This is a genomic window from Rathayibacter sp. VKM Ac-2835 (genome assembly GCF_013266705.1).
In the GTDB taxonomy this organism is placed as follows: domain Bacteria; phylum Actinomycetota; class Actinomycetes; order Actinomycetales; family Microbacteriaceae; genus Rathayibacter.
The window spans coordinates 144011-164763 of sequence record NZ_JABSNQ010000002.1 but is presented as its reverse complement, the minus strand read 5'-3'; the positions used below and the strand labels follow the sequence as shown (position 1 = coordinate 164763).

Sequence of the window (20753 nt, the reverse complement as noted above, 5' to 3'; positions counted from 1 at the left end):
CAGCGACGGAGGGCGCGGGGCTTCACGCCCCGCGCCCTCTTCGTCGTCCGGCCGTCAGCTCGCGGCGACCGCGATCTCGTTCGGCGTGACCTCCAGCTCGGCCGTCGAGACGACCTCGCCGGTGGTCAGGTCCAGCGCGTGGACGCTGTTCGCCGCGGGGTCGGTGACGTAGGCGATCCCACCGGCGACCGTGATGGCGGGGTGCGGGTCCTGCCACTCGACCGGGCTCTCCCAGGCGTCGACGACGGGGTACGAGTCGCTGATCGCGCCGGTCTCCGGGTCGATCACGTGGACCGCTCCGTCGGAGCCGATCAGGTAGGCGAGGTCCTCCGGGCCGCGGGCGACGCCGCGGAAGGTGTACTCGACGCCCTCGGGCAGGTCGACGACGTCGAGGGTCTTCGCCTCGGTGTCGATCAGCGCGAGGCGGTGCAGGAGGTAGCCCTCGGCGTCCTGGTCGTCCTTGTAGTCGCCGACGACGATCGGGCTGGTCTCGCTGACCCAGGCGTTGCCCATCCGGCCGTAGGGCTGGTCGGGCGCCTCGAGCTTGGTGATCTCGCCGCCGTCGTAGACGAGGGCGCCGTTCTCGCAGCCGAAGACCACGACCTCGTTCTCGGCCGTGCCCTCGCCGTGCACGCCGGGGCACTGGTCGTTCGTGGCGACCACGGCACCGGAGGCGTCGCGCACCTCGATGCCGGTGCGGCCGTCGGCGTTCCCGACGGTCGTCAGGAAGGTGCCGTCCTCGAGGACGATCGAGACGCCGTGGTGCGCCTCGACGCCCGGGATGGTCTCGACCTCGGGCGCCCCCTCGGCGGCGGCGAGGTCGGCGGTCTCGATGACGGTCGTGTCGCTGGTGCCGTCGGCGTAGAGGATCGTCTTGCTGCCGTGACGGACGACGTGGCCGGGGGTGTCGGCGGCGAAGACGACGTCGGTGAGCTCGGGCTCGCCGTCGGTGCCGGCCGCGGTGTCGAGGAGCTGGAAGCCCTCGCTCATGGTGACCATGACGTGGCGGCCGTCGCCGGCCGGGTTCAGCCGGGTGAACTCCTCGGAGTCCAGGTCGGCCACGGTCTCGAGGGTCTCGCCGTCGAGGACGAGGACGCCGCCCTCGTAGGCGACGGCGACGCGGCCGGCCGAGGACGCGGCGGCGGTCGGGGTGGCATCGGCGGTCGAGTCGGCCGCGGGGGCGCTGCTCGACGAGCAGGCCGCGAGGGTCGCGATCGTGCCGAGGGCGAGCAGGCCGAGGCCGGCTCGGCGGAAGGGGGTGCTTGGCATGGCGGTGTGGTTCTCCTGATGCTGGTCGTGGGCTCTCACGGTGAGAGCCCGGTGGCGATGCGCTGCGTGTTCACGCGCATCATGCTGAGGTAGTCGGGAGCGCCGCCCTCGGGCCCCGTGAGGGACTCGGTGAACAGCTCGACCACCTCGACGCGGATGTCGGCCTCGCTCGCGAGCGCCTGGACCAGGCGGTCGGGAGACGAGGACTCCGCGAAGATCGTGGGGACGCCGGTGGTCTCGACCGCGTCGACGAGGTCGGCGAGGTCGGAGGCGGACGGCGCGGCGAGGGTGGTGCCGCCGGGGATGACCGCGCCGACGACGTCGAAGTCGAAGCGGTCGGCGAGGTAGCCGAAGACGTGGTGGTTGGTGACGAGGGCGCGGCGCTCCTCCGGGATCGCGGCGAAGGCCGCCGTCATCTCGGCGTCGAGCGCCTCCAGCTCGGCGCGGTACTCGGCGGCGCTGCGCTCGAGGGCCGCGGGATCGGCGCCGTCGAGGCCGGCCAGCGCGGGAGCGAGCGCGTCGACGACGTCGATCATGCGCGCCGGGTCGGTCCAGAAGTGCGAGTCCGGGCTGCCCTCGGCGTCGCCCTCGCGGTAGTCGAGCACCTCGATCGCGTCGCCGGCCACGAAGGCCGGCACGTCCTCGGCGGCCGCGGCGTCGAGGTGCTGCTGCAGCCCCTCCTCGAGGCCCAGGCCGCTGGAGACGACGAGGTCGGCCGAGCGCAGCCGCGCCGCCTCCTGTGCGGAGATCTCGAAGGAGTGCGGATCGGCGTTCGGCTTCATCAGCGTCACGACCTCGGCCTCCTCGCCGACCAGCCGCTCGACGACGTCGCCGAGGATGTTGGTCGAGACGATCACCAGCGGGCGGTCGTCCGCGCCGGCCGAGCAGCCGGTGAGCGCGAGCAGCGCGACGGCGGCCGCGGCGAGCGTCGCGCGGCGGCGGAGCGGGCGGCGCCGGGGGCGTCGCATGCTCACCGGCCCGTCTCGGCGGTGAACGCCGGCTCGCTCGCCGTCTCGAAGCTGCGCGCGAGGCGGGCTCCGTCGGCGTAGTCGATCTCGTGCAGGCGCCGCTCGGCGGGCGCGCTGAGGTAGGCGCGCTGCTGGTCGGCGATGAGCGTCGGGGCGAGACCCGCGGCGAGCGACTCGGCCGCGAGGGGCTCGGTCTGCGCGAGCACCGAGCCGTCCTCGCCGTCGAGCACGAGCACCCGGCCGTCCTGCCCCAGCGCCAGCACGTGGTGGTCCTCGTCGTCGACGGCGGTCACCTGCGCCAGCGGCGCGGGAGCGGGGAGCAGCGACCACGAGCGGGCGCGGGTGTCGAGCAGCCAGATCCCGTCGCTGCCGGCGAGCCCGGCGACGGTCGGGCGGCCCTCGCGGTTCGCGAAGCTCGTGGTGGCTGGCGCGATCGCGCCGGCCGGGTAGGGGATCCGCTCGACGACGAGCTCCTCGCCGTCGACGGAGGCGAGCAGCGCGCCGTCCGCGCAGCCGATCACCGCGCCGACCCGGGTGGTGATCGTCCCCGCCGGCTGCGGGCACTCCTCACGGAGGCCGGTGGGCTCGCCGTCGGCCGTGTAGCCGGCCACGGACGCCGACTCCCCCGCGCCCTCGGCGACGAGCGCGAAGGAGCCGACCGGGACGACCATCCCGGGCCCCGGCTCGCCGTCGAGGCGGAACGACTCGACGATCCCGCCCTTCGACAGCGCCTCGGTGTCGAGCAGCACCGCCTCGCCCGACTCGGGGAAGTGCACCCCGGTGCCGCCGGTGGTCGAGAGGTTGGTGGTGGCGACGACGGCCTCGCCCGCGCCCGCGACGGTGCCGAGCAGAGTCGGCTCGGCGCGGTAGTAGTGGAAGTGGTCGACGTGATCCCAGGTCCAGACGCCGCTGTCGACGATCTCGACGCCGGCGGCGGTCTGCGCGAAGAGGTAGCGGCCGTCGGTCGTCAGCGCCGAGGGCGCGCCGATCGTGCCGAGCTCGGCGACGCTCTCGTCGAGCAGGTCCAGGTGCGAGACGGCCCCCGCCGGATCGATCCAGGTGAGTCCGAGGGCGGGCTCGGCGAGCTCCGCGGCTCCGGAGATCGCGCCGTGGCCCTCGCCGATCGCGTCGTCCGCGGTCGGGGCGGCGGGATCGGCGGAGCAGGCCGCGAGGGCGAGGGCGCCCAGGAGGAGCGCCAGGGCGATGCGCGAGGAGCGAGTGGAGCGGGAGAGCACGGGGTCCTTTCGGAGGGGGACGAGCGGGGCGGAGGAGGTGGCGGTCAGGCGGGGACGGCGGCACCGGCTCGGCGCGGATGACGCGCGGCCGTCGCCGCCCGCAGCGCCCAGGACAGTCCCGAGACGGCGAGGGCGGTGGCGGCGACCGAGGCGCCCGCGGCGGTCGCCGCGTACCAGGACACGAGCAGCCCGACGAGCACGGAGAGCACGCCGAGCACGGCGGCGAGCGCCATCCGGGTCGGGATCCGCGTCGTCCAGTGCCCGGCGGCCACCGCCGGCGCGAGGAGCAGCCCGACGACCAGGAGCGAGCCGACGGCCTGGTACGAGGCGACGACCGCGAGCGTCACCAGCCCGACCAGCGCGGCCTGGGCCGAGCGCGGCCCGAGCCCGAGGACGGCGGCGATCCGGTGGTCGAGTGCGAGCGCCACCAGCGAGCGGTGGAAGACCGCCGCGACCGCGAGCCCGACGCCGGCGGCGATCGCCAGCAGCACCAGGTCGAGGGGCGCGATGGCGAGGATGTCGCCGAACAGGATCGAGGTCGCGTCGGTGGCGAAGCTGCCCGAGTGGCTGATGATGATCACGCCGAGCGCGAGCATCGAGACGAAGAGCATGCCGATGCTGGTGTCGTAGGACAGCCGGCCCCGGCGCTGCAGCGCGGCGATGCCGAGGCTCATCGCGACGGCGCTCACCGCCCCGCCGACCAGCACGGGCGCGCCGAGCACGGTCGCCAGCGCGACGCCGGGGAGCATGCCGTGGGCGAGCGCCTCGCCGAGGAAGGCCATGCCCCGGATCACGACCCAGGTCCCGACGACGCCGCACAGGACGGCGACGAGAGCGCCGCCGACGAGGGCGCGCTGGAGGAAGTCGAGCGCGAACGGCTCGAGGATCCCGGAGAGGAGGGCAGGCATGGTGCCCGACCGTAACGGATAATGAGAACGATTATCAAACTGGTACGCTCGGGATCGTGTCCATCAGCCAGCAGCCCTCCCCCCGCGTCGCCCTCCGCGGGATCGGCGTCGACTTCGGCGGTCGGACCGCACTGGACGGCGTCGATCTCGACCTGCCGCCGGGCTCGCTGGCCGTCGTCGCCGGCCCGAACGGGGCGGGCAAGTCGACGCTGCTGGAGGTGATCGCCGGGACGCGGCAGCCCACTCGGGGCGAGCGCTCGGTCTCCCCCGCGATCGCCTTCGTCCCCCAGCGCACCGCCGTCTCCGACCGCCTGCCCGTGACCGTCCGCGACGTCGTGACGGTCGGCGTCTGGGGGCGCACCGGCCGCTGGCGCCGCGTCGGCGCGGAGCTGCGCGCGGTGGTCGCCGCGGCGATGGAGCGCCTCGAGATCTCCGCGCTCGCGGGCGAGGCGTTCGCCGTGCTGTCCGGCGGGCAGCGGCAGCGGACGCTGCTCGCGCAGGGGCTGGCGCGCGGCGCCGATCTGCTCCTCCTGGACGAGCCGACGACCGGACTCGATGCGGCGAGCGCCGAGCGCATCCGCGAGATCCTGCGCGCCGAGGCGGAGCGCGGCGTCACGGTGGTCTGCGTCTCGCACGACCCGGCCGTGATCGCTCTCGCCGACCGCGTCGTGCCGCTGGCCGACGGCCGCCTGCAGAGCGAGGGCGCCCTCGCCCACTGAGGCGGCTTCGGGGGCGGCGGGTCTCGATACGCCCCTGCGGGGCTGCTCGACCGGCATGACGCGCGATCCATGCACGTCTGCTTGGATGAGCAGATGACGGGGAGGCGCAGATGACCGAGGATCTCGAGCCCGCCGCCGAGCTGTTCAAGGTGCTCTCCTCCTCCTCGCGGCTGCGCCTGCTGCGCACGCTGGCGACGGAGCGGTCGACCGTCGGGCACCTCGCCGAGACCACCGGGCTCTCGCAGCCCCTCGTCTCGCAGCACCTGCGCACCCTGCGCTCCGCCGGCCTGGTCGCCGTCGAGCGGATCGGGCGCGAGGCGCACTACTCCGTCGCCGACACGCACGTCAGTCACATCGTCGACGACGCGGTCCGGCACGCCCTCGAGGGGTGACCGCGGCCACCGCCCTCGAGGACGGCCCCTGCCTCAGCCCTGGCGGGCCTTGAACCGCGGGGTGAGCTTGTTGATGACGAAGACCCGGCCGCGGCGGCGCACCACCTGCGACCCCGGCATCGACTTCATGGACTTCAGCGAGTTGCGGACCTTCACGAGTGCTCCTTCTAGTTGATAACGATTATCGTTTAGAGTAGCTCGTCATGGAGACTCCGAGCCCGATCCACCGCCCGCCCGTCCTCGCCGTCACGCTGGTGAGCGCGACCGACGCCTGCGAGAGCGCCCGGGTCGCCCGGCTGCTGACCGGCGGCGTCACCGCCGTCGAGTGCTTCGCCGTCGACCTGCCGGACTCGGACAGCGCCGAGTTCGCGGCGGAGCTGGCCGCCGAGCTCGCCCGGCAGGCCGACGACGGCGAGAGCGGGATCACCGTCCTGTCGATCGACCCGGTCGCCGACCCGATGGAGGTCGCCCTCGTCCTCGAGCACCTCTGCAGCCGGCGGCACCCCGGCGACACCCGGATCGGCGTCCTCGACGTCGTCGCCGTCACCTCGGTCGACGAGGTGACCCGGGTGCTGCTCGGCGAGGGTGCCGAGGACCTCGGGCCCCAGCAGTGGGACCGCGCCGAGCGACTCGCGACGCGCCTCGAGTTCGCGGGCCTCATCGTCCTGACCGACGGCGACGGCGCCGGAGCCTCGCCCGCCGTCGACCTGCTGCGGGCGCTCTCACCGGGAGCGGAGATCCTCACCGAGCGCGACCTCGACCGCTACCGGCAGCGCCGCGCCGTCCTCACCCCGCAGCGCGCGCACCGCCTCGCCTCGGACCTGGGCTGGCAGCGGGCCCTCCGCGGCGTCCCCGGCGACGCGGGATCGGTGACCGCGTTCGTCTTCCGCGATCCGCTGCCGTTCCACCCCGGCCGCCTGAACGCGGCGGTCGCCACGGACTTCGTCCCGCACCGGGTCGGCCGGATCCTCCGCTCGCGCGGCCTGGTCCGGCTCGCCAGCCGCGCCGACCGCGTCGCGTCCTGGTCGATCGCCGGCGACGTCGTCAGCCTCGACCCGACGTCGATCCGGAGCTGGAGCGTCGACGCCCCCGTCGGCCAGGAGATCGTCTTCCTCGGCCGCGATCTCGACGTCGACGAGCTGACCCGCGTCCTGCACGGCTGCCTGCTCACGCCCCGCGAGCTCCTCGCCGGCCCGGACCTCTGGCGCACCCTCGCCGACCCGTTCCCCCGCTGGGAGGACGAGCACCAGCACTGAGCGGCCGGAGCGCGCCAGCGCGACTGGACGCGGAACGGGCTCCGCCTTCGCAGCAGACCCCGGCACGCGTCCACTCGAAGAGCTGCGAGCGCGCGACCGGACCCCGACGGAGCGTCACAGCTGAGTCAGGCCCCGGTCCTCGTCCACTCGTGCAGCTCCGCCCGAAGGTCAGCCCGCGTACGCGTCGATCCGCCCGAGCAGCTCCGCCTTCGCCGCGTCGGACGCCCACGAGCCGAGCACCGAGTTGCGGGCGAGCTGCACCAGCTCGTCGCGGGTGAAGCCCGCATCGGCGAGCGCCGCGTAGTTGTCGGCGATGTAGCCGCCGAAGTAGGCCGGGTCGTCGGAGTTGACCGTCACCCGCACGCCGCGCTCGAGCAGCGCGCGCATCTCGGGCGCCTTCGAGTCGCTCGAGACGAAGGAGTTCGACAGCGGGCAGCAGGTCAGCGCGAGGCCGCGCTCGACGAGCACGTCGATCAGCTCGGGCGCCTCGACGATGTTCGTGCCGTGGTCGATCCGGTCCACGCCGATCTCCTCGAGCACCTGGCGCAGGTGCTCGACGCCGTTGGGCTGGTCGACGTCGCAGTGCATCGTCAGGCGCAGGCCGGCCTCACGGGCCCGCGCGAAGACCTCGCGGAACTTGGCCGGCGGGTTGCCGCGCTCGTCCGAGTCCAGGCCCACGCCGATCAGCCGGTCGGCGAACGGCAGCGCGCGCTCGAGCGTCTCCGCCGCGCTCTCGGCCGACAGGTCGCGGAGGAAGCAGAGGATCAGCGCGGCGTCCACGCCCAGCTGCGCGGCGTCCTGCGCGGCGCGGTGGTAGCCGCCGATCACCGCCTCGAACGGCACTCCGCGCGAGGTGTGCGCCTGCGGATCGAAGAACGCCTCCACGCGGACCACCCCGTCCGCCGCGGCCCGGCGGAAGTAGGCCGTCGCGAGGTCGTAGAAGTCCTGCTCCTCGCGCAGCACGTCCATCGCCGGGTAGTAGACGGCGAGGAACGAGGCGAGCGAGTCGAAGTCGTAGGCGAGTGCCTCGGGCACGGGCAGGCCGTTGCGCTCGGCGAGCCGCACGCGCAGCTCGGGCTCGAGCGTCCCCTCCAGGTGCACGTGCAGCTCGACCTTGGGCAGACCGAGGAGGAAGGAGTCGGAGGTCACGGGAGCCTTTCGTCGGTGCCGGCGGTGGTGCGGGCGGTGGGGAGCGGAGAGCAGGTTCAGGGACGCGCCGCGATGAAGTCCAGCGCCACGAGCGGCCCCGGCAGCACCGCGCCGATGACGGTGCGGGCCGGCGGATCGACGGCGAACCGCGCCCCGTAGACCGCGGAGGCGGCGGCGAAGTCGCGCTCGAAGTCGCTGAGGATCATCGTGATCCGCACCACGTCGCCGAGCCCGAGGCCGAACTCCGTGGCGAGCAGCCGCTCGATGTTGTCGAGGGCCGCGGCGGTCTGCGCGGTGATCCCCTCCGGGACCGTGCCCTCCGGCACCGAGCCGTCGCCCGGTGCGAACGGCCCGATCGCCGAGCCGTAGACGACGCCGTGCGCCTCGACGGCGTGGCTGTACGCGCCGCGGGGAGCGCCGAGCGCCTCCGCGGTCACGAAGCGGCGGGTCGCGGTGGCGGTCATCGCGGCAGCTCCCCGGAGACGACGCGGCCGCGCGAGACGACGGCGACGATGTTCTCGGCGCGCAGGTCGTCGATGCTCTCCCACGGGCGGCCGCGGAGCACGACGAAGTCGGCGCCGAAGCCCGGAGCGAGGCGGCCGACCTTCGCACCGAGTCCGACGACGGCCGCGGCGTCCGAGGTGGCCGCGACGAGCGCCCGCTCGGACGTCCAGCCGAACGACTCGCGCATCCGCCGCACCTCGTCGAGCTGCTCGCCCCAGTCGACGTAGACGCCGTTCGCGTCGGTGCCGAGCACGAAGCGCACCCCGGCCTCGCCCGCGGCGAGGAAGCCCGCGTCGCGCACGGCGACCACGTCCTGCGCCTTGAGCGACGCCTCCGGCGACGACGGCGCCCGGCCGGCCGCGATCACGTCGTTGATGAAGAGGGTCGGCGCGACGGGCAGGTTCCGCTCGACGAGCGTGGCCCAGTGCTGCGGGCCGATCGCGGTGCCGTGCTCGATCGAGTCGACGCCGAGCGCGAGCGCGCGGTCGAGGCCGACGACGGAGTGGGTGTGCGCCGCGACCGGCATCCCGAGCGCGTGCGCCTCGTCGATGGTGGCGGCGATCTCCTCGTCGGTCTGGTTCCGCCAGCCGACCTTGTCGCCCATCGAGAGCACGCCGCCGCTGGTGTAGATCTTGATGCCGTCCGCGCCGGCCCGCGCCCAGGTGCGCACCAGGCGGCGGCACTCGTCGGGGCTGTCGGCGACGCGGTCGCGGTGCGGGTAGTGCGGCGGCACGAAGAGGTCGCCGTGGCCGGCGGTCATGCCGACGGCGCCGTGGGTGACGATCCGCGGACCCTCCGCGATGCCCTGCTCGAACATCCGCGCCACGGTCATCTGCAGCTCGTCGGCACCGAGGTCGCGCAGCGTGGTGACGCCCGCGCGAGCCGCCTTCCGCGCATTGTTCGCGATGTGGAAGACGCGCTCCTCGCGCGGGGTGACCAGCGGCCAGGAGGCGAAGTCGGCCGTGCCCTCGCCGGAGTAGGCGCCGAGGTGCACATGGGTGTCGACGAGGCCGGGGATGATCGAGAGCCCGCCGCCGTCGCCCGCCGCCCCCTCGACGGAGGCGATCGCGTCGCCGCTCCAGGCCAGGGTCGCCGTGCCGAGGGCGCGGGTGCCGTCCCAGACGGCGCCGGTGATGCTCGTGGTGGTGCTCATGTCCGTCCTCAGTTCTGTCCGCCGAAGCGGACGGCTGCCAGTCGCTCGCCGATCGCGACGACCGCGTAGGCGACGACTCCCAGCGCCGTGATCACCGCGAGCGACGCCCACAGCTCGTCGTAGCGGAACCCGGCGGAGGCGCGCTGCACCGCACCGCCGAGGCCCTGCCCCGTCGCCAGCCACTCGGCCAGCATCGCGCCGCTGAGCGCGGAGGGCACCGCGACCTTGGCGGCCGCGAAGATCGCCGGCACCGCGGTCGGCAGCGCCACCTTGAGCAGCACGTCCAGCGGCGAGCCGCCGTAGACCGAGACCAGCTCGAAGGACTCGCGCGAGAGCGAGCGGAGGCCGAAGCCGACCGTGACCAGCGCGGGGAAGAACACCGCGATCGCGCCGACGGTGGCGACGGCGCCGATCCCGTTGCCGATCGCCAGGGTCACCAGCGGCGTCACCACGATCAGCGGCATCGACTTCAGCAGCATCGCGATCGGCATCACCGTCGCCTCGAGCGAGCGGATCAGCACGAAGAGAACCGCGATCGCGAGAGCGACCAGCAGGCCCGCGACGTAGCCGACGAGCGCGTCGACGGCCGTCACGCCGAGGTTGCCGAAGACGATCGCGCGGTTCTCCGCGGCGTCCGCCTCGACGAAGAGGTACTCGGCGACGTCGGTCGGCGTCTTGCCCAGCAGCGGCGAGATGTCGGTGATCGCGAGGAAGGCGTACCAGAACGCGAGCGCGAGGACCGCGGCGACGGCGAGCGGCACGAGCTCGCCGCGGACGATGCGGAGCACCATCCGGCCGGTGAGGTCGCTCGGCCGGCGGGCGGCTCGCGACGAGGAGGGGGTGCGGGTGGCGGTGCTCATACGACGCCTCCCGTGCTGCGGGCGACCTCGACGCGAGTGCGGCGGCGAGCGGCGCGCGGGCGGCCGACGACCAGCGGCATCAGCCAGCGGCCGAGCGCCGCGATCAGCGCGTAGCCGATGATCGTGACGAGTCCGCTGGTGACGGCGAAGGCCCAGGCCCGCTCGACGTCCATCTGGCGCTGCGCGACCGCGAGGGCGACGCCGAGGCCGGTGGTCACTCCGCCGAGGTACTCGCCGAGCACGGCACCGAGGATGGCCGCCGGCACGCCGACCTGCAGCGCGGTGATCGTCGCGGGCACGGCCGCGATGGCCTGCACCTTGACGATCTTCGCCCAGCGTCCGCCGCGGTAGGCGGAGACGAGGTCGAGCGCGGTGCGCGGGGCCGAGCGGACGCCGAGCAGCGCGCCGATCAGGGTGGTGAAGAAGACGAGCAGCGCCGCGAGGAAGATCGAGGTGGTGCGGCCGCCGAAGATCACCAGGATGACCGGGCCGACCGCGGTCAGCGGCAGGCAGTGGCTGATCACGCCGATCTGCTCGATCACGCGGTGGGTCCACGGGAGCAGCAGCGCGACGGCGGCCAGCGCCAGCGCCGCGAGGTTGCCCCAGAGGTAGCCCTGGCCGGCGGCGAGCACGGTGTCGCCGACGTTGCGGAGGTAGAAGAGCGGACCGTCGCGGACGAACGCGGCGATGATCGCGCCGGGGCTCGGCACGGCGCGGCTCTCGCGGTAGACGGTGTCGGCGAGGATCCACCAGACCGCCACGAAGACGGCGAGCCCGGCGAAGACGCGCCAGTTGGTGCGGATCCAGGGCGTCACGCCTCGTCCTCCATCGCGACACCGTGCTGGGAGAAGAGGATGTCGGTGATGCGGTCCTCGATCGCGTGGAACTCGGGGCTGCGCAGCATCTCGACGGTGCGCGGGCGCGGCAGGTCGATGTCGATCACCTCGACGATGCGGCCGGGACGCGGCGACATCACCGCGACCGTGTCCGAGAGCAGGATCGCCTCGGCGATGCCGTGGGTGACCATCAGCGTGGTCGCGGGCCGCGCGGTCCAGATCCGCTGCAGCTCCAGGTTGAGCCGCTGCCGGGTCATGTCGTCGAGGGCGCCGAACGGCTCGTCGAGCAGCAGCAGATCGGGCTGCACGACCAGCGCACGGGCGATCGAGGCGCGCTGGCGCATGCCGCCGGAGAGCTGCGAGGGGTAGGCGTCCTCGAATCCGGTCAGCCCGACGAGGTCGAGCAGGTCCGGGATGCTGTCGCGCTTCGCCGCCTGCTTGGTGAGCTCCAGCGGCAGCCGGACGTTCGAGCGCACCGAGCGCCACGGCAGCAGCGCCGAGTCCTGGAACGCGATGCCGAGCTCGGCCGAGCGCTTGGTGCCGAGCACGGGCGTGCCGTGGATCGAGACGGAGCCGGTGGTCGGCTTCTCCAGGCCCGCCAGCATCCGCAGGATCGTCGACTTGCCGCAGCCGGAGGGGCCGAGCAGCGAGAGGAAGGAGCCGCGCGGAGTGACGAGGTCGACCTCGGCGAGGGCCTGCACGGACCGGTTCCCCAGGTCGAAGCGCTTGCTCAGGCCCGACAGGCGGATGCCCTCGTTCTCGATGGTGGTCAACTGCTCGTCCTCTCCGCGCGGTCCGTCGTGGTGCTGCGGCCGGGTCCTTCGCAGGGCCCGGCCGGCGAGGGTCAGCCCTCGAGCAGCTCCGGGTGCTCCTCGTAGACCTCGTCGATCAGCGTGGTGTCGAAGAGCTCGTCGGCGTCGAGCTCGATGCCGGTGAGGGCGAGCGAGGCGACCGACTCGTCCTGCAGCTGCGGCGTGATGGTGAGCAGGCCGTTCGCGTCGGTGTCGGGGGTGCTGATCAGCTCGGTCTGGGTGACCATGACCTGCGCCTGCTCCTCGACCTTGTAGTTCTGGTCGGCGGCGTAGTCGGCGACGACGGTCGCGGCGGTCGCGTCCGGGTCGGCGACGGCGTCCTGCCAGCCGCGGGCGACCGCGTAGAGCAGCGCCTTGACCTTCTCGCGATCGTCGTCGATGCTCTCCTGCGCCACGACGATGGTCTCGCCGACCATCGGCAGGCCGGTGTCGGCGAGCAGGAACTGCTGCGCCGAGAAGCCGCGCTGGTTGAGCGTGTTGGCGCCGGCGGTCGCGTAGCCGATGTAGCCGTCGACCTGGCCGGTGGTGAGCAGGGTGGAGTCGGTGAGCGGCACGCGGGTGACGTCCCCCTCGTCGATGTCGTTCGCGGCGAGGAAGGCGCGCCAGACCAGGTCGTTGCTGTCGCTGACGCCGATGGTCTTGCCGACCATGTCCTCGGGGGTCTCGATCGGGGCGTCGGTCAGCGAGACGATCGCGAAGGGGTTCTTCTGGTAGGTCGCGCCGACGATCTTCATCTCGGCGCCCTCCGAGATCGCGGGGCCGGTGATCAGCGGCGAGGAGACGCCGGCGAAGGCGGAGCCGCTCGCGATGGCGGTCTCGGCGCCGGTCGCGCCGGTGCCGCCGGGGGTGAGGGTGACGGAGTCGAAGCCCGCGTCGGCGAAGTAGCCGTTCGCGTCGGCGAGGTACTCGCCCGCGAACTCGACGTGGGGGACCCAGGAGAGCTGCATCGTGGCCTCGCCGAACGAGCCGGCGTCGCCGGACTCGGCGGCGTCGGAGCCGTTGGAGCAGGCGGCGAGCGTGGTTCCGGCGACGACGGCGACGGCGAGGACGCCGAGCACGGAGCGGAGGCGGGACCGGGACGGGGCGGTGCGGGGCATGCGGGCTCCAAGGGGCGTCGAGGGCTGGGGGGGGGGTGGGGCGGACCCGATGGGGCGGACCCGGGGGAAGGCACGCGCCGAGGGGGCGGCGCTGACCCAGTCGACCGCAGCCGGGCACTCCGGCGCGTCGTCGCACGGAGGATTTCCGCGCCGCGACGGCCCCCGCTCCCCGATGCAGGGACAAACCGTGTTGCGGTGAGGTTTCCAGCCTCGCATCCCGGCCGCCCCCTCCACGCAGAAGGGAGTCTTCGACGCTCTTCAGCGGCAGTTGCTCCACTTTCCATGGAGGACCTTGGGAGGACAACCGACCCTCCCCTGCTGATCGAGCAGCCCGCGCAGCGGGCCGTCTCCTCCTGCCGATCGAGCAGCGGCGGCGGGTGGCCCTTGACGCTGATCGAGCAATGGCGGCGGTCGGCCCCTTCATGCTGATCGAGTAGCCCGCGGAGCGGGCGTATCGAGATCCACTCGGCGCCAGAAGTGGAGCCAGCAGACAGCGAGTCTCAGAACGGGCCCGTCCGGAAGGGCGGACGACGTCAGGGGCCGTCGGCCCAGCGGATGCCGTGCACCGCGAAGACGCGGGACAGCTCCGGCCCCTCCGCATCGAGGGGCGCCTCACTCCGGTCGAGCAGACAGTGGCTCACGCCCTCTTCCGCGTCCTCCGGTCGCTCGAAGACCGCCCACAGTCGGAGCTCGTCGCCGAATCGAGACCGGAAGGCGACCCCGTCGAGAGCGGCGTCACGGCCGTCGGGGCCCGGCTCATCGAACAGCCAGCGGGCGATGGACCGGGTCAGATCGCGGTGGTCCGGATTCTTGACGACCGAGGCGTCGAGTAGACAGGGTGTCAGCCCGAACCGCCCGAACGGGAAAGACGCCTGGACGGCGCCGAGGCTCTCGGAGTGGGTGATGAGGCAGTAGCTGCCGGTCTGGCGAGCCGTCCCGACCATCCGGTCCACTGCCCAGCCTCGGCCGACCGTTCCCGCCGCCGCGTCCGGGAACAGCTCGACCCAGCCGTCCGCGTCCACGATCTCGTCCAGTTCGGAGTCGATCCCGGGCTCGGGGCGGAAGTGCGCCAGCACCTCGAAGAGGCACGCCTCGAGGGACTCGCCGGTGTAGAGCGTCCGGAACTCCGCGAGCTGATCGTCCCAGCGCCCGTTGAAGCGACCGTGATCGGTGGCGTACCGCCAGTCGGGCCAGTCCCAGGGCCGCGGGCGATACCCGACGCGCCAGATCTCCCCGGGGTCTCGCGCGACGACCAGCTGCGGTGTCATCCGATGAAAGCGAACGCCTTCGCGGCGCCCATGATGTCCGGGCCGACGACGTCCGGCGCACCCTCGCGCAGCACACGGGCCGGCGAGACGTCGCCGAGCGCCGGATTCATGCCCTTGAACCAGGACTGCACGGTCACCGCCTCGTTCTGCTCGCGGAGGAGGATCGCGACCTGGTACGCGAGTCGCAGTCGATCGACGTCCGTCTCGCCGGGCTTCCGGGCGCCGTCCGCCCACTCCGCGACCGCACGCGTCGACTTGACGTTCCCGAGGTAGGCGACCAGCCGCACGCCGATGATCTCGCGGAGTCCCGAGACGAGCTCGGGGACGGAGGCGCGGGTCGCCTCCTGATGCGCCCGGAGACCGGGCTTCTGCGTTCCTGCGAGGGTGCTCATCCCTCGAGTGTACGCGGATCGAGCAAGAAGGACTCGTGGAATCGCACTCGGAAAGACACCCCGAATGAACGGTCGATCAGCTGGGCGACAGGCACCCGCGGGGCGAGAGACGGCAGCCCGTCCCTGCTGACCGAGTAGCGCGCGCAGCGGGCCGGCCGATCATGCTGATCGAGTAGCCCGCGAAGCGGGCGTATCGAGATCCGCCGGCTCCGGACGAGCAGCCTGCAGACCACCGTGCTGACAACGGCAGGTCTCGATACGCCCCTGCGGGGCTACTCGACCAGCATGTCTGCGGGCGTCTCTTCCAAGTAGATCCGCCGGCGCCAGTGGTGGAGCCCTCAGCCGGCCGCGTCCGCCGCGACGCGGCGCAGCGCCGCCAGCACGGTGCGGACGGCCGTGCGGGCGAGCGCGTCCGGGCGGGCCAGCACGTCGACGTGGCGGACGAGGCCGGCGCCCTCGAGGGGGCGGAGGACCATGCCGTCGACCGCGAGCGGCGCCGCGGTGATCCGAGGCAGGATCGCGATCGCGGCGCCGGAGCGGACGACTCGAGCGGCGACCGAGAACTCGTTGATCCGGTGCGCGACCCGCGGGGCACGGCCGATCAGCGCGCCGAGATGCTCGAGCACGCCCGTGAGCGGGAAGCCCTCGTGCGTCGAGACCCACAGCTCGTCGGCGAGCTGCTCGGGCCGGATGCTCGGCTGCGCGGCGAGCGGATGCGCGGCCGGCAGCGCGATGTCGAGCGGCTCGACGAGGAGCGGGGTGACGACCAGCCGGGCCCGCGGCCACTCCGGATCCTGCGGCAGGCGGTGCGCGACGACGAGGTCGTGGTCGGCCGTCAGCCCCGGAAAGCGGCTCTGCGCGACGTCCGCGTCGGCGAGCGCCACCCGCGGGCCGTCGGCGAGCGCCGCGAGCAGCGGACCGAAGAGCGCGAGCCCCGCGCTGTGGAACGCCGACAGCCGGACGGGACGGTCGTCGTGCCGGAGGAACGAGCCGAGCGTGTCCTCCGCCGCGGCGAGCGCCTCCTGCACCCGCGTCCCCGCGATCGCGAGCGCCTCTCCCGCCTCGGTGAGCACGAGCCGCCGCCCCTCCTTCATCGTGAGCGGCACCGGGACGCCCGCCTGCAGGGCGGCGAGCTGCTGCGACACCGCGGAGGGGCTGACCCCGAGCGCCGCCGCGACGGCCGCCACGCTCCCGCGGTCACCGAGCTCGCGGAGCAGGCGGAGGCGGGCGGGGTCCATGGCCGCGAGCCTAACCGCACGCTTCCGCTTCATCGTCGATGAAGAACCGGCCGATCGCTCTTCCGCTTCGCACCCGCGACACTGACTCCATGCCCCTCCGCTCCCGCCCCGACCTCGCCGTCGACCTGCTGCTGCTCGCCGTCGCCGCCGTCTGGGGCGCGAGCTTCGTCGCCGCGAAGGACGTCGCCGCCGACATCGGCGTCCCCTCGACCGTCGCGCTGCGCTTCCTCACCGCCGCCGCCGCGCTCGCCCTGCTCTGCCTCGCCCGTCGCGAGCGCCTCCCCCGCGGTCGCGGGCTCGCCGTCGCCGCCCTCCTCGGCGCCTCGCAGGCTGCGATCATCGGGCTCGAGACCTGGGGCGTCCACCTCACCTCGGCGACCAACGCGGGCCTGCTGATCAGCCTCGCCCTGGTGCTGACTCCCGCGCTCGAGGGCCTCGCCTCCCGCTCCTGGCTGCCGCGCTCCTTCTTCGTCACCGCCGTGGCCGCCGTGGTCGGAGTCGCCCTGCTCGTCTCGGACGGCGGTCTGCGCACCCCGACCTGGGGCGACGCCCTCGTGCTCGCGGCGGCCGTGGTGCGCGCCGTGCACATCACGGCCAGCGCCCGGCTCGTCCGCGGGCGCACGGAGGGCTCGCTCGGCGTGGTCCTCGTGCAGCTGGTCGTCTGCGCCGCCGTCTTCTCATTGCTCGCCGGGCCGGACCTGCCCGCGGCCGCCCTGGCCCTCGACGCCGGCGGCTGGGCCGGCGTCCTCTTCCTCGGGCTGCTCTGCTCGGTCTTCGCCTTCGTGGTCCAGCTCTGGGCGGTCCGGCGCACCTCGGCGGCGCGCGCCAGCATCCTGATGGGGACGGAGCCGGTCTGGGCGCTGCTCGTCGGCGTCGTCGTCGCAGGCGAGGCGATCGGGCCGCTCGGGGCGGTCGGCGCCGCGCTGATCGTCGCCGCGGGCTACGCGGGCCAGGCGATCGAGCGCCGGCACCGGCTCGGCGCGAGCGCGCCCGCCGACGACCGGTCGGCCGACCCGGTCAGTGCGCCACGAGCTCCTGCAGCCCCGTGACGCGGAGCAGGTCGAGCCGCGTCTGGTCGGTGGAGCCGGGCGTCGCCGTGTAGACGACGATCCGCAGGTCACCGCCCGGCACGGCCAGCACGTCGCAGTCGATCGTGATCGCTCCGACCGGCGTCGAGGTCACCGTCTTCCGGCTGGAGCGGTGCTCGGCCACCCGGGCGAGCGCCCAGCGCCGCTCGAAGTCCGGCGACGTCGCGCGCAGCCGCGCCACCAGGTGCGCGAGCGCCGCGTCGTCCGGGTAGCGGCCCACCGCTGCGCGCAGATCCGCCGCCAGATCGTTGGCGAAATCCTCGGCGTGCTGGTCGTCGAACTCGGTGCCCTCGTGCCCCTGCGTGAAGTAGCGCCAGACCAGATTGCGGTCGAGGCCCGTGTGCCGCGAGGGGTCGCCGTTCAGCGCCGCCCAGAGCGGGTTCCAAAGCAGGATGTCGTGCGCCGCACTGAAGACGGCCAGCGGCACGTCGCCGCAGCGGTCGACGATCCGCTGCACGCCCGGGGTGATGTGCTGCGGCACCTGCGTCGCGGTCGGCGGCGCGACCCCCGCGACCCGGTAGAGGTGGTCGCGCTCCGCCTCCGTCACCCGCAGCGCGCAGGCCAGCGCGCCGAGCAGCTGCGCCGAGGGGTGCACGGCACGGCCCTGCTCCAGCCGCACGATGTAGTCGACGCTCACGCCCGCCAGCGCGGCGAGCTCCTCGCGGCGCAGGCCCGCGGTCCGGCGGCTCGGTCCGGCGGGCAGGCCCACCTCGGCGGGCGTCACGCGCTCGCGCCAGGAGCGGAGGACGTCCGCGAATTCGCTCATGCCCCCATGATCCCCCGGGGCTGCCGTCCGGTCCTGGTACTGCTGGTCCTCCCGTCGACCGGGGCCTGGGCGGGCGGGGCAGCGGGGCGGAGCATGGAGCCATGACAACGACACTGATCACCGGGGCCAACAAGAGCCTCGGCCTCGAGACCGCCCGCCGCCTGATCGAGGCCGGCCACACCGTGTACGCCGGCATGCGCGACCCCGCGAAGGGCGACGCCGCCCGAGCGCTCGGTGCGCAGGTCGTGCAGCTCGACGTGACCGACCAGGCGAGCGTCGACGCCGCCCTCGCCTCGCTCCCCGCCCTCGACGTCCTCGTCAACAACGCCGGGATCCTCGGCACCTCCTTCGGCGTCGACGACCTGTCGGCGGAGGCGATGGCGAGCGTCCTCGAGACGAACGTCGTCGGCATCGTCCGCGTGACCCAGGCCGCGCTGCCGCTGCTGCGCCGCTCGGCCGCGCCCGTCGTCGTCAACGTCTCCTCCGGAGTCGGCTGGCCCCGCGCCCTCGTCACCCCCGGCCGTGACGAGTTCGGCGTGCCCGCGATCCCCTACGCCGCCTCGAAGGCCGCGGTGATCACCCTGACCGTGCAGTACGCGAAGAACCTCCCCGAGTTCCGGATCAACGCGAGCGACCCCGGCTACACCGCGACCGACTTCAACGGCCACGGCGGGCACCAGACCGTCACCGAGGGCACCGACGCGACCGTCGCGCTCGCCCTGCTCGGCCCCGACGGCCCGACCGGCGAGTTCCACGACCGGCACGGACGCATCGAGTACTGAGCTCCGCCGCAGGCTCGTCACCGAGGGCTCGCCGTGGATTCGTTGCACCTGGCAACAAACCGGCGGCGAGCCCGGCAGAATGGAGCCATGACGCAACGGAGCAACTGGGCGGGCACCTACGAGTACCGCGCCGCCGACATCCTCGAGCCGGAGTCGATCGACGAGGTGCAGAACCTCGTCCGCGAGAACGAGCGGGTCCGCGCGCTCGGCACCCGCCACTCCTTCAACGCCCTCCCCGACACTCCGGGGGCGCTGCTGCACCTCGGCCGCATCGCCTCCGACCCGGTGATCGATGCCGAGGCGAGCACGATCACGGTCGGCGGAGCCACCCGCTACGGCATCGTCGCCTCGCACCTGCACAGCAACGGCTACGCCCTGCACAACATGGGCTCGCTCCCGCACATCTCGGTGGCCGGCGCGATCTCGACCGGCACCCACGGCTCGGGCGACCGCAACGCCAACCTCTCCTCCGCCGTCTCGGCGCTCGAGCTGGTCACGGCCGACGGCTCGCTGCGCACGATCCGCCGCGGCGAGCCAGGCTTCGAGGGCGTCGTCGTCGGCCTCGGCGCGTTCGGCGTCGTCACCCGGGTGACCCTCGACATCCAGCCGACCTTCGACGTCCGCCAGGACGCCTTCGTCGACCTGCCCTGGGACCGCGTGCTCGACGACTTCGACGCGATCACCTCCTCCGCCTACAGCGTGAGCCTGATGACGCACTGGTCGAGCCCCACCGTCGAGCAGCTCTGGCTGAAGACCAAGGTCGAGCAGGGCTCGGTCGCCGACGTCGACGCGACGCATCTCGGCGCGGTCGCCGCCTCCGCCTCGCTGTTCGCCGTCTCCGAGGGCGTCGACTCGAACCTCAACCCGTTCGGCGGCTCGGTCGGCCCCTGGTCGGAGCGCCTGCCGCACTTCCGCCTCGACCGCGAGCCGAGCGCCGGCGACGAGATCCAGAGCGAGTACATGGTGCCGCGCGAGAACATCCGCGAGGCGCTCGTCGCCCTGCGCGCGATCGGCGAGCGGATCGACGAGGTCCTGCTGATCACCGAGCTGCGCACCATGGCCGGCGACGACCAGTGGCTCTCCCCCGCGTCCGGGCGCGACAGCGTCGGCATCCACTTCACCTTCAAGAAGGACCGCGCCGGCGTCGACGCCGTGCTGCCCGCCGTCGAGGGCGCGCTGCTCCCGCTCGGCGCCCGCCCCCACTGGGGCAAGCACTTCCTGGCGACCGCCGCCGACATCGCCCCGCTCTACCCGCACCTCGACGAGTGGCGCACCCTCCGCTCCGCCTGGGACCCCACGGGCCGCTTCGCCAGCGCCTTCGTTCAGGACCGCCTCCTCGGCTGACCTGCGGAGTCCCCTCCTCCCCTCCGCGAGATGCCACTTGTGTACGCGACACGCCGACGAAAGCGTGCACAAGTGGCATCTCGCGGAGGGGGACGGCGGGGGTAGCGTCGGAGCGACGAGAGGGAGGCAGCATGCCCGCCAAGGAGGAGATCCCGTCGACGATCGAGCGGTCGGACGAGCACGCGCAGAAGCTGTGGTCGGCCGCGCACGACTCGGCCGTCGACAGCTACGGCGAGGGTGAGCGCGCGCACCGCACGGCCTTCGCCGCGCTGAAGCACGAGTACGAGAAGGTCGGCGACCACTGGGAGCGCAAGGCCGAGAGCGGCCCCTCCGACGACCGCGCCGCCCAGCGCGGCCCCGACGGCGACGGCGACACGGCCGGCGGAGTCGACGCGAACGCCAGCAAGGCGCACCTGCTCGACCTCGCGAAGCGCCTCGACGTCTCCGGCCGCTCGCGCATGACGAAGGCCGAGCTCGTCGACGCCCTCCAGCGCGCGAACGCGAAGCAGACCCGCCGCGCCCGCGACTGACCCGCGCGCCGCAGGGGCCGACATCCCGCCACTCTCCAGAAGTCGTCGCACTCGGCGCTCGAGTACGACGACTTCTGAGGACTCGCGGGATCGACGACGACTCCGACGCGCTGGGCATCGGCGAGAGCCTGAGAAATCAACGAGGAGACGCAGAACCGCCGCTCACCTAGCGTCGAGGGCGACCCTC

23 protein-coding genes are annotated in these 20753 nt (G+C 73.5%); 7 read left to right on the top strand and 16 right to left on the bottom strand.

Going from position 1 to position 20753, the window contains the following annotated elements; translation table 11 throughout:
* Positions 1-54: 54 nt before the first annotated feature.
* The 4 genes from aztD to aztB are packed head-to-tail and all read right to left on the bottom strand — an operon-like array spanning position 55 to position 4380.
* Entirely contained in the window at positions 55-1269 is a 1215-nt protein-coding gene (aztD, locus tag HRK28_RS08710) for a zinc metallochaperone AztD (protein WP_173251124.1), read from the bottom strand.
* Between the two features lie 35 nt (positions 1270-1304).
* The gene (gene aztC / locus HRK28_RS08705) at positions 1305-2237 is read right to left on the bottom strand and encodes a zinc ABC transporter substrate-binding protein AztC (RefSeq protein ID WP_173251954.1); all 933 of its coding nucleotides are present in this window, start codon (positions 2235-2237) and stop codon (positions 1305-1307) included.
* Between the two features lie 2 nt (positions 2238-2239).
* Complete coding sequence (locus tag HRK28_RS08700; RefSeq protein WP_173251123.1) at positions 2240-3472, bottom strand: ABC transporter; 1233 nt, start codon at positions 3470-3472, stop codon at positions 2240-2242.
* Positions 3473-3516: 44 nt separating this feature from the next.
* Positions 3517-4380 carry a zinc ABC transporter permease AztB gene (aztB, locus tag HRK28_RS08695; protein WP_160091046.1) on the bottom strand — a complete coding sequence of 288 codons (864 nt, stop codon included), beginning with the start codon at positions 4378-4380 and terminating at the stop codon, positions 3517-3519.
* 56 nt (positions 4381-4436) lie between these two features.
* Here aztB and aztA point away from each other — a divergent pair, with 56 nt between their 5' ends.
* Positions 4437-5099: a zinc ABC transporter ATP-binding protein AztA gene (gene aztA / locus HRK28_RS08690; RefSeq protein ID WP_173251122.1), complete on the top strand. Its 663-nt coding sequence runs from the start codon at positions 4437-4439 to the stop codon at positions 5097-5099.
* 110 nt (positions 5100-5209) lie between these two features.
* Positions 5210-5491, top strand: coding sequence for a helix-turn-helix transcriptional regulator (locus tag HRK28_RS08685; protein ID WP_173251121.1), 282 nt, complete (start codon positions 5210-5212; stop codon positions 5489-5491).
* Between the two features lie 33 nt (positions 5492-5524).
* Here HRK28_RS08685 and ykgO read toward each other — a convergent pair whose 3' ends face one another.
* Complete coding sequence (gene ykgO, locus HRK28_RS08680; RefSeq protein WP_160091049.1) at positions 5525-5647, bottom strand: type B 50S ribosomal protein L36; 123 nt, start codon at positions 5645-5647, stop codon at positions 5525-5527.
* A gap of 47 nt (positions 5648-5694) precedes the next feature.
* Between ykgO and HRK28_RS08675 the strand changes: the two genes are divergently transcribed.
* Positions 5695-6747, top strand: coding sequence for a GTP-binding protein (locus HRK28_RS08675; RefSeq protein WP_173251120.1), 1053 nt, complete (start codon positions 5695-5697; stop codon positions 6745-6747).
* Between the two features lie 168 nt (positions 6748-6915).
* Here the strand turns inward: HRK28_RS08675 and add are convergent, their stop codons facing one another.
* The 10 genes from add to HRK28_RS08625 form a co-directional block, all read right to left on the bottom strand.
* Entirely contained in the window at positions 6916-7896 is a 981-nt protein-coding gene (gene add / locus HRK28_RS08670) for an adenosine deaminase (RefSeq protein ID WP_160091051.1), read from the bottom strand.
* Positions 7897-7952: 56 nt separating this feature from the next.
* A complete protein-coding gene (locus tag HRK28_RS08665) occupies positions 7953-8360 on the bottom strand; it encodes a RidA family protein (protein WP_160091052.1) in 408 nt (135 codons plus the stop codon).
* Complete coding sequence (locus HRK28_RS08660; protein WP_160091053.1) at positions 8357-9553, bottom strand: amidohydrolase family protein; 1197 nt, start codon at positions 9551-9553, stop codon at positions 8357-8359. Before HRK28_RS08660 ends, HRK28_RS08665 begins: the two co-directional genes overlap by 4 nt.
* Before the next feature lie 8 nt (positions 9554-9561).
* Positions 9562-10413: an ABC transporter permease gene (locus tag HRK28_RS08655; protein WP_160091054.1), complete on the bottom strand. Its 852-nt coding sequence runs from the start codon at positions 10411-10413 to the stop codon at positions 9562-9564.
* Positions 10410-11228, bottom strand: a complete 819-nt coding sequence (locus HRK28_RS08650) for an ABC transporter permease (RefSeq protein ID WP_160091055.1) — start codon at positions 11226-11228, stop codon at positions 10410-10412. The genes HRK28_RS08655 and HRK28_RS08650 overlap by 4 nt, the downstream gene beginning before the upstream one ends.
* On the bottom strand, positions 11225-12022 hold the full coding sequence (locus HRK28_RS08645; protein ID WP_160091056.1) for an ABC transporter ATP-binding protein: 798 nt from the start codon (positions 12020-12022) through the stop codon (positions 11225-11227). The genes HRK28_RS08650 and HRK28_RS08645 overlap by 4 nt, the downstream gene beginning before the upstream one ends.
* Before the next feature lie 71 nt (positions 12023-12093).
* Positions 12094-13158 (bottom strand): ABC transporter substrate-binding protein, encoded by a 1065-nt coding sequence (locus HRK28_RS08640; protein WP_160091057.1) that lies wholly within the window; start codon positions 13156-13158, stop codon positions 12094-12096.
* Between the two features lie 533 nt (positions 13159-13691).
* A complete protein-coding gene (locus HRK28_RS08635; RefSeq protein WP_173251119.1) occupies positions 13692-14426 on the bottom strand; it encodes an RES family NAD+ phosphorylase in 735 nt (244 codons plus the stop codon).
* On the bottom strand, positions 14423-14818 hold the full coding sequence (locus HRK28_RS08630) for a hypothetical protein (protein WP_173251118.1): 396 nt from the start codon (positions 14816-14818) through the stop codon (positions 14423-14425). Before HRK28_RS08630 ends, HRK28_RS08635 begins: the two co-directional genes overlap by 4 nt.
* 338 nt (positions 14819-15156) lie before the next feature.
* The gene (locus HRK28_RS08625; RefSeq protein WP_173251117.1) at positions 15157-16056 is read right to left on the bottom strand and encodes a LysR family transcriptional regulator; all 900 of its coding nucleotides are present in this window, start codon (positions 16054-16056) and stop codon (positions 15157-15159) included.
* A gap of 89 nt (positions 16057-16145) precedes the next feature.
* Here HRK28_RS08625 and HRK28_RS08620 point away from each other — a divergent pair, with 89 nt between their 5' ends.
* Positions 16146-17105 carry a DMT family transporter gene (locus tag HRK28_RS08620; protein WP_173251116.1) on the top strand — a complete coding sequence of 320 codons (960 nt, stop codon included), beginning with the start codon at positions 16146-16148 and terminating at the stop codon, positions 17103-17105.
* Here HRK28_RS08620 and HRK28_RS08615 read toward each other — a convergent pair.
* Positions 17074-17910, bottom strand: a complete 837-nt coding sequence (locus HRK28_RS08615) for a helix-turn-helix transcriptional regulator (RefSeq protein ID WP_173251115.1) — start codon at positions 17908-17910, stop codon at positions 17074-17076. The two genes, HRK28_RS08620 and HRK28_RS08615, sit on opposite strands and share 32 nt — an antisense overlap.
* Positions 17911-18011: 101 nt before the next feature.
* Here HRK28_RS08615 and HRK28_RS08610 point away from each other — a divergent pair, with 101 nt between their 5' ends.
* From HRK28_RS08610 to HRK28_RS08600, 3 genes are all read left to right on the top strand, one after another.
* Complete coding sequence (locus HRK28_RS08610; RefSeq protein WP_173251114.1) at positions 18012-18692, top strand: SDR family NAD(P)-dependent oxidoreductase; 681 nt, start codon at positions 18012-18014, stop codon at positions 18690-18692.
* Between the two features lie 87 nt (positions 18693-18779).
* Positions 18780-20036, top strand: a complete 1257-nt coding sequence (locus HRK28_RS08605; RefSeq protein WP_173251113.1) for a D-arabinono-1,4-lactone oxidase — start codon at positions 18780-18782, stop codon at positions 20034-20036.
* A gap of 131 nt (positions 20037-20167) precedes the next feature.
* Entirely contained in the window at positions 20168-20566 is a 399-nt protein-coding gene (locus HRK28_RS08600; RefSeq protein ID WP_159421879.1) for a ChaB family protein, read from the top strand.
* Positions 20567-20753: the final 187 nt, after the last annotated feature.

Excerpts from the sequence above, each read along its gene's own strand:
- aztD (WP_173251124.1), bottom strand. The coding sequence starts at position 1,269 with ATGCCAAGCACCCCCTTCCGCCGAGCCGGCCTCGGCCTGCTCGCCCTC.
- aztC (WP_173251954.1), bottom strand. The coding sequence starts at position 2,237 with ATGCGACGCCCCCGGCGCCGCCCGCTCCGCCGCCGCGCGACGCTCGCC.
- aztB (WP_160091046.1), bottom strand. The coding sequence starts at position 4,380 with ATGCCTGCCCTCCTCTCCGGGATCCTCGAGCCGTTCGCGCTCGACTTC.
- HRK28_RS08685 (WP_173251121.1), top strand. The coding sequence starts at position 5,210 with ATGACCGAGGATCTCGAGCCCGCCGCCGAGCTGTTCAAGGTGCTCTCC.
- HRK28_RS08675 (WP_173251120.1), top strand. The coding sequence starts at position 5,695 with ATGGAGACTCCGAGCCCGATCCACCGCCCGCCCGTCCTCGCCGTCACG.
- HRK28_RS08665 (WP_160091052.1), bottom strand. The coding sequence starts at position 8,360 with ATGACCGCCACCGCGACCCGCCGCTTCGTGACCGCGGAGGCGCTCGGC.
- HRK28_RS08660 (WP_160091053.1), bottom strand. The coding sequence starts at position 9,553 with ATGAGCACCACCACGAGCATCACCGGCGCCGTCTGGGACGGCACCCGC.
- HRK28_RS08655 (WP_160091054.1), bottom strand. The coding sequence starts at position 10,413 with ATGAGCACCGCCACCCGCACCCCCTCCTCGTCGCGAGCCGCCCGCCGG.
- HRK28_RS08640 (WP_160091057.1), bottom strand. The coding sequence starts at position 13,158 with ATGCCCCGCACCGCCCCGTCCCGGTCCCGCCTCCGCTCCGTGCTCGGC.
- HRK28_RS08635 (WP_173251119.1), bottom strand. The coding sequence starts at position 14,426 with ATGACACCGCAGCTGGTCGTCGCGCGAGACCCCGGGGAGATCTGGCGC.
- HRK28_RS08630 (WP_173251118.1), bottom strand. The coding sequence starts at position 14,818 with ATGAGCACCCTCGCAGGAACGCAGAAGCCCGGTCTCCGGGCGCATCAG.
- HRK28_RS08625 (WP_173251117.1), bottom strand. The coding sequence starts at position 16,056 with ATGGACCCCGCCCGCCTCCGCCTGCTCCGCGAGCTCGGTGACCGCGGG.
- HRK28_RS08620 (WP_173251116.1), top strand. The coding sequence starts at position 16,146 with ATGCCCCTCCGCTCCCGCCCCGACCTCGCCGTCGACCTGCTGCTGCTC.
- HRK28_RS08615 (WP_173251115.1), bottom strand. The coding sequence starts at position 17,910 with ATGAGCGAATTCGCGGACGTCCTCCGCTCCTGGCGCGAGCGCGTGACG.
- HRK28_RS08610 (WP_173251114.1), top strand. The coding sequence starts at position 18,012 with ATGACAACGACACTGATCACCGGGGCCAACAAGAGCCTCGGCCTCGAG.
- HRK28_RS08605 (WP_173251113.1), top strand. The coding sequence starts at position 18,780 with ATGACGCAACGGAGCAACTGGGCGGGCACCTACGAGTACCGCGCCGCC.
- HRK28_RS08600 (WP_159421879.1), top strand. The coding sequence starts at position 20,168 with ATGCCCGCCAAGGAGGAGATCCCGTCGACGATCGAGCGGTCGGACGAG.